10 protein-coding genes are annotated in these 11,851 nt (G+C 70.9%); 8 read left to right on the top strand and 2 right to left on the bottom strand.

All coding sequences use genetic code 11. The features are described from left to right. Positions 1-8 precede the first annotated feature (8 nt). Positions 9-1,463: an aminobutyraldehyde dehydrogenase gene (locus DEJ17_RS10635; protein WP_110893700.1), complete on the bottom strand. Its 1,455-nt coding sequence runs from the start codon at positions 1,461-1,463 to the stop codon at positions 9-11. 133 nt (positions 1,464-1,596) lie between these two features. Here DEJ17_RS10635 and DEJ17_RS10630 point away from each other — a divergent pair, with 133 nt between their 5' ends. The 8 genes from DEJ17_RS10630 (at position 1,597) to DEJ17_RS10595 (ending at position 11,354) form a co-directional block, all read left to right on the top strand. Beyond that, on the top strand, positions 1,597-2,079 hold the full coding sequence (locus DEJ17_RS10630; RefSeq protein WP_375342569.1) for an Lrp/AsnC family transcriptional regulator: 483 nt from the start codon (positions 1,597-1,599) through the stop codon (positions 2,077-2,079). Beyond that, positions 2,076-3,503, top strand: a complete 1,428-nt coding sequence (locus DEJ17_RS10625; protein ID WP_110893698.1) for an aspartate aminotransferase family protein — start codon at positions 2,076-2,078, stop codon at positions 3,501-3,503. Before DEJ17_RS10630 ends, DEJ17_RS10625 begins: the two co-directional genes overlap by 4 nt. Before the next feature lie 2 nt (positions 3,504-3,505). Beyond that, positions 3,506-4,870: an FAD-binding oxidoreductase gene (locus DEJ17_RS10620; protein WP_110893696.1), complete on the top strand. Its 1,365-nt coding sequence runs from the start codon at positions 3,506-3,508 to the stop codon at positions 4,868-4,870. After that, positions 4,870-6,231, top strand: a complete 1,362-nt coding sequence (locus DEJ17_RS10615) for an NAD(P)/FAD-dependent oxidoreductase (RefSeq protein ID WP_110893694.1) — start codon at positions 4,870-4,872, stop codon at positions 6,229-6,231. The genes DEJ17_RS10620 and DEJ17_RS10615 overlap by 1 nt, the downstream gene beginning before the upstream one ends. 150 nt (positions 6,232-6,381) lie before the next feature. Further along, a complete protein-coding gene (locus DEJ17_RS10610; RefSeq protein ID WP_110893692.1) occupies positions 6,382-7,416 on the top strand; it encodes a nitrilase-related carbon-nitrogen hydrolase in 1,035 nt (344 codons plus the stop codon). Next, on the top strand, positions 7,413-8,456 hold the full coding sequence (locus DEJ17_RS10605) for an agmatine/peptidylarginine deiminase (protein ID WP_110893690.1): 1,044 nt from the start codon (positions 7,413-7,415) through the stop codon (positions 8,454-8,456). The genes DEJ17_RS10610 and DEJ17_RS10605 overlap by 4 nt, the downstream gene beginning before the upstream one ends. 99 nt (positions 8,457-8,555) lie before the next feature. Further along, entirely contained in the window at positions 8,556-9,968 is a 1,413-nt protein-coding gene (locus tag DEJ17_RS10600) for an APC family permease (RefSeq protein ID WP_110893688.1), read from the top strand. A gap of 21 nt (positions 9,969-9,989) precedes the next feature. Beyond that, entirely contained in the window at positions 9,990-11,354 is a 1,365-nt protein-coding gene (locus tag DEJ17_RS10595) for an NAD-dependent succinate-semialdehyde dehydrogenase (RefSeq protein WP_110893686.1), read from the top strand. 306 nt (positions 11,355-11,660) lie between these two features. Here the strand turns inward: DEJ17_RS10595 and DEJ17_RS17790 are convergent, their stop codons facing one another. Next, positions 11,661-11,819 carry a hypothetical protein gene (locus DEJ17_RS17790; RefSeq protein ID WP_181421135.1) on the bottom strand — a complete coding sequence of 53 codons (159 nt, stop codon included), beginning with the start codon at positions 11,817-11,819 and terminating at the stop codon, positions 11,661-11,663. Positions 11,820-11,851 lie beyond the last annotated feature (32 nt).

The following is an 11,851-nucleotide window of genomic DNA, read 5'->3' as shown; positions in this document are numbered from 1 at the left end:
GGTCGGCCTCAGCCGATGTAGGACATGACGTGCTTGATGCGGGTGTAGTCGTCGAAGCCGTACTGGGACAGGTCCTTGCCGTACCCGCTGTGCTTGAACCCACCGTGCGGCATCTCGGCGACGATCGGGATGTGCGTGTTGATCCACACGCAGCCGGAGTCCAGGTCGCGGGCGAAGCGCATCGCCCGCGCGTGGTCGGTCGTCCACACCGAACTCGCCAGGCCGTACTCGACGCCGTTCGCCCACGTCAACGCCTGCTGTTCCGTCGAGAACCGCTGCACGGTCTGCACCGGACCGAAGATCTCCTGCTGCACGGCACGGTCGTCCTGCCGCAGGCCGGCGACGATCGTGGCCTCGTGGAAGTACCCGCGGTCGCCCTGTCGTGCGCCGCCGAGCTCGATCGTCGCGTGGTCGGGCAGCGTGTCCAGGAACGACCGCACGTGCGCGAGCTGGTTCGCGTTGTTGACGGGCCCGAAGTAACCGTCGGATCCGGTTTTTGCGTTGTGCCGTGCTTCTTCGGTGAGCGCCGCGACGAACTCGTCGTGGATGCCCTGTTGCACGAGCAGCCGGGTGGCGGCGGTGCAGTCCTGTCCGGCGTTGCAGAACCCGGCGGCGACGATCCCGGCCACCGCCGAGGGGATGTCGGCGTCGTCGAACACGATCACGGGTGCCTTGCCACCGAGCTCCAGGTGGGTCCGCTTCAGGTCACCGGCAGCGGCGCGGGCAACCTCCGTGCCGGCGCGCACGGACCCGGTGATGGACACGAGCTGCGGGGTGGGGTGGTCGATCATCGCGGCGCCGGTGGTGCGGTCCCCTACGACGACGTTCAGGACCCCCGGCGGCAGGAACTCGGCGGCGACCTCGGCGAGCAGCAGGGTCGACAGGGGTGTCGTGTCGCTCGGCTTGAGCACCGTGGTGTTCCCCGCGGCGAGCGCCGGCGCGAACTTCCACACCGCCATGTTGAGCGGGTAGTTCCACGGGGTGACCTGGGCGACGACACCGATGGGTTCACGCCGGACGAACGACGTGTGGTCGGCCAGGTACTCGCCCGCGCTCCGGCCCTCGAGGTTCCGGGCGGCCCCGGCGAAGAAACGGATCTGGTCGACGGACAGCAGGATCTCGTCCTCGACCAGGGTGGCCCGGGGCTTCCCGGTGTCCAGCGACTCGAGGTCGGCGAACTCCGACGCCCGCTGCTCCATCGCGTCGGCGATCCGGAACAGGGCGAGCTGCCGTTCGCCGGGGGTGGTGCGGCGCCAGGTCTCGAACGCGGTCGCCGCCGCACCGAAGGCGGCGTCGACGTCGGCGGGGGTGGACACCGGGGACGTGCCGTAGACGTGTTCGTCGGTCGGGTCGACCAGGTCGAACGTGGTGTCGGCGGTCGACTCGACCCATGCGCCCCCGACGAAGTTCCGCAGGACCCGGGTGTCGGTGTCCTCCGTCGCCGTGCTCTGTGCGTCCAGCATGGCGGTGATACTGACACGGATTCCGGCGGCGCGGAAGAAGGATCCGGAGGTTGTGGAGAACCGTAACAACGGAAATCGTCGCGAAACACGGTGTTCACAACGGAATCCCTTGCGCAGCCGGGACCTCGCTGCCATGCTGTCCGGCATGGCGGCAGCACCACGACGTCCGGGACCGATCGACGACACCTCGAAGCGGATCATCGAACAACTCCAAGCGGACGGGCGCCGCCCGTACGGCGAGATCGGCAAGGCCGTCGGTCTCAGTGAAGCGGCGGTCCGGCAGCGGGTGCAGAAGCTGACCGAGACCGGCGTCATGCAGATCGTCGCGGTCACCGACCCCCTGCAGCTCGGCTTCCACCGGCAGGCGATGATCGGCATCCGGGTCAGCGGCGACACCCGAACCGTCGCCGACGCCCTGGAACAGCTGCCGGCGGTCGACTACCTCGTGATGACCGCCGGCAGCTTCGACCTGATGGTCGAGGTCGTGTGCGAGGACGACGACGACCTGATCGAACTGCTCAACGGCACCATCCGGGCCATCCCGGGCGTCGCCGGCACCGAGACCTTCGTCTACCTGCAACTCCGCAAACAGCTCTACGACTGGGGAACGCGATGACCATCGAACAGCCCACCCGCCTCGGCTCCTACGACCCGTTCGCACCGGTCGACGACGCCGACCTGCAGCGGAAGTCCCGGGACCACCTGTGGATGCACTTCGCCCGGCACGGCGCGAACCAGGCCGGTGCCGACGTGCCGATCATGGTGCGCGGCGAGGGCCACCACGTCTACGACAGCCACGGCAAGGAGTACATCGACGGGCTGTCCGGCCTGTTCGTCGTCGCCGCCGGGCACGGGCGGAAGCGCCTGGCCGAGATGGCCGCGAAGCAGGCGGAGACACTGAGCTTCTTCCCGATCTGGTCGTACGCGCACCCCGCCGCGATCGAGCTCGCCGACCGGCTGGCCGAGCACGCCCCCGGTGACCTCAACAAGGTCTTCTACTCCACCGGCGGTGGCGAGGCGGTGGAGACCGCCTTCAAGCTCGCGAAGTACTACTGGAAGCTCCAGGGCAAGCCGATGAAGCACAAGGTGATCTCCCGCGCGGTCGCCTACCACGGCACCCCGCAGGGCGCCCTGGCGATCACCGGCATCCCGGCGATGAAGGAGATGTTCGAGCCCCTCACCCCCGGTGGCTTCCGGGTGCCGAACACGAACTCGTACCGCGCCGAGGAGATGGGCTTCCCGGGTGGCACCGAGGAGCAGTTCGGCTTCTGGGCGGCGGAGCGGATCCGCGAGATGATCGAGTTCGAGGGCCCCGACACCGTCGCCGCGGTGTTCCTCGAGCCGGTGCAGAACTCCGGCGGCTGCTTCACCCCGCCGCCCGGGTACTTCCAGCGGGTGCGCGAGATCTGCGACGAGTACGACGTCCTGCTCGTCTCGGACGAGGTCATCTGCGCCTTCGGCCGGATCGGCACGATGTTCGCCTGCGACACCTACGGCTTCGTGCCGGACATGATCACGTGCGCCAAGGCGATGACCTCCGGGTACTCCCCGATCGGCGCGACGATCATCAGCGACCGGCTGTTCGAGCCGTTCTCCAAGGGGGACACGACCTTCTACCACGGCTACACGTTCGGCGGGCACCCGGTGTCGGCCGCCGTCGCGATGGAGAACCTCGACATCTTCGAAGAAGAGGGGCTGCTCGCCAACGTGCAGCAGAACGCCCCGCTCTTCCGCGCCGAGCTCGACACCCTGCTCGACCTGCCGATCGTCGGGGACGTCCGCGGTGACGGCTACTTCTACGGCATCGAGCTCGTCAAGGACAAGGCCACCAAGACGACCTTCGACGACGACGAGTCCGAGCGGCTGCTGCGCGGGTTCCTGTCGAAGGCGCTGTTCGACGCGGGGCTGTACTGCCGGGCCGACGACCGCGGTGACCCCGTCGTGCAGCTCGCACCGCCGCTGACGATCGGGCAGCCGGAGTTCCGCGAGATGACGTCGATCCTGCGGAGCGTCCTGTCCGAGGCCTGGACGAAGATCTGACCGTGGGCGGCTACCGGGGCGTCTCGTTCTGGCTCGACCAGCTCGCGTCCACCGGACGCGACGACCTGACGCCCCGGCCGCCGCTCGACGGCGACACGACGGCCGACGTCGTGATCGTGGGCGGTGGACTGACGGGTCTCTGGACCGCGTGGTACCTGCACCGGGCCGACCCGGGCCTCCGGATCGTCGTCCTGGAACGCGAGATCGCCGGTTTCGGCGCGTCCGGTCGGAACGGCGGCTGGTGCTCGGCACTGTTCCCACGGTCCGCCTCCGCGATCGCCGAGGAGCACGGGCGCGACGCCGCGCTCGCGCTGCGGGCCGCCATGCGCGACACCGTCGACGAGGTCGGCCGCGCCGCGGCCGAAGCCGGGGTCGACTGCGACTACGTGAAGGGCGGGACCGTCCTCTACGCACGGTCCGCCGTGCAGGAACGCGCCGCCCACGACGAGGTCGCGTCGTCCGCCGCCTGGGGCGACGACATGACGTGGCGGCCCGCGCGAGCGGGCGACGCCGCCGGATCGGCGGGTGTCGCGTGGACCCCGGACTGCGCGCGCGTGCAGCCCGCCGCGTTGGTGCGTGGCCTCGCGGCCGCCCTGGAGGCCCGTGGCGTCCGGATCGCGGAGCACACGCCCGTCTCGTCCTGGGATCGCGGGCGTGTGGTCACCTCGCGCGGCACCGTGAGCGCCGGCGCCGTGGTGATCGCGGTCGAGGGGTACGGCGCCCAACTGGAGCAGACGAAGCGGCGGATCCTGCCGCTGTACTCGCTGATGATCGCGACGGCCCCGCTGCCGGCGTCCGCGTGGGAACGCATCGGCCTGGAGCACGGGCAGACGTTCTCCGACTACCGGCACCTGCTCGTGTACGGGCAGCGCACGGCCGACGACCGGCTGGCGTTCGGTGGCCGCGGAGCCCGCTACCACTGGGGTTCCGCGATCACGCCGGGGTACGACCGGGTGCCGCGGGTGTTCGAGCACCTGCGGAGGGCCCTGGTCGACCTGTTCCCCGTCGTCGCGGACGCCCCGGTCACCCACGCGTGGGGCGGACCGCTCGGGGTCCCGCGTGACTGGTGCGCCTCGGTGACCTGGGACGGCCACGTCGGCAGCGCCGGCGGGTACGTCGGTGACGGCCTGTCGACGACGAACCTGGCCGGACGGACCCTCGCCGACCTCGTGCGCGGGGAGTCGACGGCACTGACCGCACTGCCGTGGGTGAACCACCGATCGCCCGACTGGGAGCCCGAGCCGCTGCGGTTCCTCGGGGCGAACGCGGGACTCGTCGCGACCGACCTGGCCGACCGCGAAGAAGCGCTGACCGGGCGGCCGAGTGTGGCCGCTCGGCTGATGGCACCACTGACCGGAGGGCACTGATGGCTGCCGCCGGTCCTGGTGCTCCCGGTCACGACGCCGACGTCGTGGTCGTCGGGGCGGGGGTCGCCGGGCTCGCCGCCGCCCGGGCGCTCGCACTCGGCGGGCAGCGGGTCGTCGTGCTCGAGGCCCGCGACCGGATCGGCGGACGCACCTGGACCGACTCGTCGCTCGGAGTGCCGGTCGACCTCGGCGCCTCGTGGATCCACGGCGTCGACGGCAACCCGCTCTGGGCCCTGGCGTCGTCGTTCGGCATCGACACCGTCGAGTTCACGGTCGGCAGCTTCCAGTTCGACGGCCGACCGATCGCCTGGCACGACCCGTCCGGCGTCCGGTTGTCCCCGGCGGACGCGTCGGCGTTCGTCGCCGACCTGCACACGGTGGACGCCGCACTGCAGGACGTCGTCGCCGCGGCCCCACCGCCCTCGACCTACGCCGCCGCGGTCGACACCGTGCTCCGCTCGCTGCGGTGGCAGGGCGACCGGGCCGCACGGGTCCGTGAGTTCGCGGCCCACCGCTCCGAGGACCTCTGCGGTGCTCCCGTGACCGTCCTCGATGCGCACGGGCTCGACGAGGAGCACGTCCCCGGTGACGAGGTGGTGTTCCCCGGCGGCTACGCCCAGTACGCACGGGCACTGGCCGCGGGCCTCGACGTCCGGCTGTCATCGGTCGTGCGGTCGGTGACGCAGACGGACGACTCGGTGACCGTGGGGCTCGCCGACGGCACCACCGTGGTCGCCCGCCAGGTCGTCGTCACAGTGCCACTCGGGGTACTGCAGGCCGGCGACGTGGTCTTCGACCCGCCCCTGTCCGCACCCGTGACCGGAGCGCTCGACCGACTCGGGATGGGCGCGTACGACAAGGTCTTCCTGCGGTTCCCGTCACGGTTCTGGGGTGACTCGTGGGTCGTCCGGCAGCAGGGGCCGGCCGGGCTGGACTGGCACTCCTGGTACGACCTGTCACGGGTGACCGGTGCGCCGGTCCTCGCCGCCCTGGTCGGCGGAGCCGGAGCCCGTCGGCTCGAGACCCTGCCCGATGCGATGGTCGTCGACGAGGGCGTGACGGCGCTGCGGCGCATGTTCGGCCCGTCCGTCCCCCAGCCCGAGGCGTGCCGGATCACCCGGTGGGCCGAGGACCCGTTCTCGCGGGGGTCGTACTCGTACCTGCACGTCGGGGCGTCACCCGACGACCACGACCTGCTCGGCACCCCGTCCGGCCGGGTGCAGCTCGCAGGCGAGGCCACCTGGAGCGACGACCCGGCGACGGTGCACGGCGCGCTGCTGTCCGGGCTGCGGTCGGCCGGGCGGTTGCTCGGCACCGAGGTCGAGCCGCTCTCCCTCGCCGACCCGCTGTCCACGCCCTGAGCGCCATCCCGGTGCGTGCCGGTCTCGATCTGGCCCCCCCGCTCGCGGCCGCCGGCAGTCCGTCACGGCGGCTCATCAAGGAGGACCCGCGGGCGGATGGCGAACCGCAGAGATCTTGCGATAGTTGATCGCCTGATCAACAATGGCGACATGGACCTCGTCATCGCCCCCTCGCTCCCGTCGCCGCTGCACGCCGACACCGGCGCACCCCGACGGTCCCTCCGCGTCGCCCTCGTGCAGATGCGGTGGCTCCCCGACCCGGACGAGCACCTGGCCCAGCTCGCCGACGGCATCGCGACCGCCGCAGCGAACGGTGCCACCGCGGTGTTCCTGCCCGAACTGACGCTGCGCCGCTACCCGGGCGACACCCCGGCGAGCGGGACCCCGAAGGACCTCGCCGAGTCGCTGCAGGACGGTCCGACCGTCACCTTCGCGCGTGCCCAGGCAATCGAGCACGGGGTGTTCGTGCACGCTTCGCTGTACGAGCGGCCGGACGACGACGACCAGCCCGACGACCTGCGCGGCTACAACACCGCCGTCCTCGTCGTCCCCGACGGCACCCTGGTCGGCCGGACCCGGAAGACCCACATCCCGATCAGCGCCGGCTACCACGAGGACACGTACTTCCGCCCGGGGACGGCCGACGATGCCTTCCCGGTGTACGAACCGGCCGGCCTCGGCGCGCGCCTCGGGCTGCCGACGTGCTGGGACGAGTGGTTCCCCGAGGTCGCCCGCGCCTACGGGCTCGCCGGGTCCGAGGTGCTCGTGTACCCGACGGCGATCGGCTCCGAACCGACGTTCCCCGACTTCGACACCGCGTCGATCTGGCAGCGGGTGATCGTGGCGAACGGCATCACCGCCGGGCAGTTCATGGTCGTGCCGAACCGGTGGGGCGACGAGGGCGACATCACGTTCTACGGCTCGTCGTTCATCTCGGACCCGTTCGGCCGCGTGCTCGTCGAGGCTCCCCGTGACGCGAGCGTGGTGCTCGTCGCCGACCTCGACCTCGACGCCCGGACGGAGTGGCTCCGGCTGTTCCCCTTCTACCTGACCCGGCGCCCCGACCTGTACGCGCGACTCGTCGAACCCGTCGACGAGGAACGCCACGCGTACGGCGCACGTGACGCGATCGACGCGGCCCTGGCCGTGGAACCGGCCACCACCGGGCGCGAGGTGCGCGCATGACGTGGGTGATGCCTCCCGAGACGGCTCCGCAGGAACGCACCTGGATGGCGTTCCCGCGCCCCGGCCTGACGCTCGGTGACGACGCGGCGAGCGCCGAGGCCGCGCGCCTGGCGTGGGCGACCACGGCCAACACGATCAGTGAGCACCAGCCGGTGACCGTCGTCGTGGACCCGGTCGCACGGTCCGATGCCCGTCGCCTGCTGTCGTCCGGCGTGGACGTGCTCGAGGCGCCGCTCGACGACTTCTGGATGCGCGACACCGGCCCGACGTTCGTCGTCGACGACGTGACCGGCGAGCTCGGCGCCGTGGACTGGGTCTTCAACGGCTGGGGCGCGAACTCCTGGTCGACGTGGACCCGTGACGCCGCGGTCGCCGCCATGGTCGCGGTCGCCGCCGGTGCACAGCGGATCCCCTCGTTGCTCGTGAACGAGGGCGGGGCGATCCACGTCGACGGCACCGGCACGGTGCTCGTGACGGAGACGGTGCAGCTCGACCCACGACGGAACCCGTACGCCGACCGCGAGCGAGTCGAGCTCGAGCTGACGCGCACGATCGGCGCCACACGGGTGATCTGGCTGCCCCGCGGTCTGACGCGCGACTACGACGGCTTCGGCACCCGGGGCCACGTCGACATGGTGGCGACGTTCGCCGACCCGGGAACGGTCCTGCTGCACGCCCAGCCGGACGCCGGCCACCCGGACCACCTGGTCATGCCCCAGATCCGGCGAGCGCTCGAGCGGGTGACCGACGCGACGATCATCGAGCTGCCGGCCCCGTCGACGCTGTCCGACGACGGTGGACCGGTGGACTGGAACTACGTGAACCACGTCGTGGTGAACGACGCCGTGATCGCCTGCGCGTTCGGCGATCCGGTCGCTGACGACCGCGCCAGGGGCATCCTCGCCGAGGCGTACCCGGGCCGACGGGTCCGCTCGGTCGACGCGCGACAGGTGTTCGCGCGGGGTGGTGGGCTGCACTGCATCACGCAGCAGCAACCGGCGGCCCGAACCACTGCCGCGGTGTACAGCGGGTGCCGATGACCTGTACACCGCGGCCGGTCCGCCCGCTGCCGACCCGTCGGTATGGTGCTCCGAACTGATCGGGCGACGCTGCCCGGCCCCGAAGAGCAGGGAAGTCACATGGCATCACCGATCGCGGTCACCGCGCCGGCAGCACCGGTGCGCGGCGGGTCGCTGAAGCGGAGCCTCGGGCTCTGGGCGATCGTCGGACTCGGTCTCGGCTACATGACCCCGACGGTCGTGTTCGACACCTTCGGCATCGTCTCGGACCAGACCGACGGTGCGGTGCCGAGTGCGTACCTCATCGCCCTGGTCATCATGGCGCTCACCGCGATCAGCTACGGGAAGATGGTGCGCGTCTACCCCGCCGCCGGTTCGGCGTACACGTACGTCCGGGAGTCGATGCACCCGAACCTCGGCTTCATGGTCGGCTGGACGTCGCTGCTCGACTACCTGCTGCTGCCGATGGTGAACGCCCTGATCATCCGGCTCTACCTGGAGCAGGTGTTCCCGGGGCTGCCGCCGTGGGTGACCGTCGTCGTCTACTCGGTCTTCGTGACGACGGTGATCTGCCTGTCTATGCGCGGCACGTCGAACCTCAACATGGTGCTGCTCGTCGGTGCGGTCCTGGCGATGATCGCGTTCGTGGTCTTCACCGTCATCGAGCTCTCCCAGGGCGCCGGTGCGGGCACGATCGTCAGCGCCGAACCCTTCGTGCACGACGGCGTGACGATGTCGGCGCTGCTCACCGGGGCGACGGTGGTGTGCTTCTCGTTCATCGGCTTCGACGCCGTGACGATGTACACGGAAGAGGCGAAGTCGATCCGCATCATGCCGAAGGCGATCATGCTGACCGTCCTCCTCGGCGGCGCGATCTTCCTGGTCTCCGCCTACTTCGCCCAGCTCCGCTTCCCCACCAACGCACCCTTCGGCGAGTTCACCGACGACCCGCTCCCCCAGATCGGCCTGCTCGTCGGCGGCCCGGTCTTCCAGGCGGTCCTCGTGTCGGCCGGCTTCGTCGCCGCGCTCGCCTCGGGTCTCGCCTCGCACGCCAGCGTCGCCCGCATGCTCATGGTGATGGGCCGGAACAACGTGCTGCCGAAGCGGGTCTTCGGCTACGTGCACCCCCGCACGCACACCCCGGTGTTCAACGTCGTCTTCGTCGGTGCGGTCACCCTGCTCGCGATGAGCTTCTCGCTCGACACGATCGCGGCCTACATCAACTTCGGCGCACTCATCGCGTTCACCTTCGTCAACGCCACCGTGATCGTGCACTTCGCGATCCGGAACGGGCGCCGTCACACGGCGGGCGACCGCTGGCGCTACATCGTGCTGCCGGGGGTCGCGATGCTCCTGACCGGGGTGCTCTGGTCGCAGCTCCATGCCGACGCACTGATCGCAGGAGGAGTGTGGGCGGCGATCGGGTTCGTCTACCTGCTCGTCATCACGAAGGGCTTCCGGGTCGCACCGAAGGGCTTCGACGAGAACCAGCCCGTCACCGGTGTGAACAAGCAGCTGACCGACCAGGCCTGACCGCCACCACGAGAGGACGCCATGTACGCCGTCACCGACCCCTCCACGGGCACGACCCTCGAGACCTACCCGACCATCACGGACGCCGAGCTGCACGACGCCGTCGCAGCCGCCGACCGCACGCACACCGAGTGGTCGCGGACGACGACGGTCGCCGACCGCGCGGCACTGCTCCACCGGGTCGCGGACCTGTACCGGGAGCGGCACGCCGAGCTCGCCGCCACGATCGTGCGCGAGATGGCGAAGCCGATCGACCAGGCCGAGGGCGAGGTCGACTTCTGCGCCGACATCTACGACTACTACGCGGACCACGCCGAGGCGTTCCTGGCCGACCAGCCGATCACCCTGGCGGACGGGTCCGAGGGGTCCGCGTTCATCCGCAAGGCCTCCATCGGCGTCGTGCTCGGCATCATGCCGTGGAACTTCCCCGCCTACCAGATCGCCCGGTTCGCCGGCCCGAACCTGGTCATCGGCAACACCGTGCTGCTCAAGCACGCACCGCAGTGCCCGGAGTCCGCCCTGGCCATCGAGCGGATCTTCCACGATGCCGGCTTCCCGGACGGTGCCTACACGAACGTGTTCGCGACGAACGACCAGGTCGCCGACGTCATCGCCGACGCGCGCGTGCAGGGCGTCTCGCTCACCGGTTCGGCGCGCGCCGGTGCCGCGGTCGCCGAGATCGCCGGCCGGAACCTGACGAAGGTGGTGCTCGAGCTCGGTGGCTCCGACCCCTTCATCGTGCTGTCCACCGACGACCTGGACGCCGTGGTCGAGTCCGCCGTCACCACCCGGCTCGAGGGCAACGGTCAGGTCTGCAACGCCCCGAAGCGGTTCCTGGTGGTCGACGGCCTGTACGACGACTTCCTGGCGCGGTTCACCGCGGCGATGTCGGCGGTCGAACCGACGGACCCGAGCGTGCCCGGTGCCGAACTCGGTCCGTTGTCGTCCCCGGCCGCGGCCGACCGGCTGCAGGAGCAACTCGCGTCCGCCGTCGAGCAGGGTGCGACCGTCGTCACGGGCGGCGACCGGCGGGGCAACGCCTTCCCGCCGACGATCCTGACCGACGTCACGCCGGACAACGACGCCTACCGCGAGGAGTTCTTCGGCCCCGTCGCCACCGTGTACCGCGTCGCCGACGAGGACGAGGCGATCGCCCTGGCGAACGACACCCCGTACGGCCTCGGTTCGTACCTGTTCACCACCGACGCGGACCAGGCACTCCGGGTCGCCGATCGGATCGAGGCCGGCATGGTCTACGTGAACATCGTCGGCGCGGACAGCCCCGAACTGCCGTTCGGTGGCGTCAAGGGCAGCGGCTTCGGCCGCGAGCTCGGCCCCCTGGGGGCCGACGAGTTCGTCAACAAGAAGCTGATCCGCATCGGCTGACCGACGCGAAGACGCCGGCGTCTTCGCGAGACGCCGCCGAATCAGACGGCGTCTCGATGACGTGACGGCGCCTGACCAAGACGCCGGTGTGTTGCCGCCGGGCCCACGACGGACGGGAGGCGCGGTGCCAGCTGGCACCGCGCCTCCCGTCCGTCCGTCGGTCGCCGCTCCCACCTCGCCGCCGGAAGACGCCGTCGTCACGCTTCGACGCCGCGGAACGCGCGAGACGCCGCCGGATCCGGCGGCGTCTCGATGGCGTGGAGGCGTCGAGCGAACACGCCGGCGTCTCACGCCGCCGCGGCGCCGCTACTGCTGTGGGTCGGCGGGCTCGCCGCCGGAGTCCGTGTCGCTGTCCTGCTGCGGGTCCTTCGTGGCGTCGCCCGTGGGCGAACCGTCCGGCAGGTCCTCGGTGTACTGCTCCTGGTCCTTCGTGGGGTCGCTCGACCCGTTCGCTGCGTCACTCATGGCCCGGACGGTACGCGTCAGCGCCTGGACAC

This window comes from Curtobacterium sp. MCSS17_011, from assembly GCF_003224275.1.
Taxonomy (GTDB): domain Bacteria; phylum Actinomycetota; class Actinomycetes; order Actinomycetales; family Microbacteriaceae; genus Curtobacterium.
Note: the sequence above shows the minus strand (reverse complement) of the source record. Positions and strands in the feature narration are given on the sequence as shown.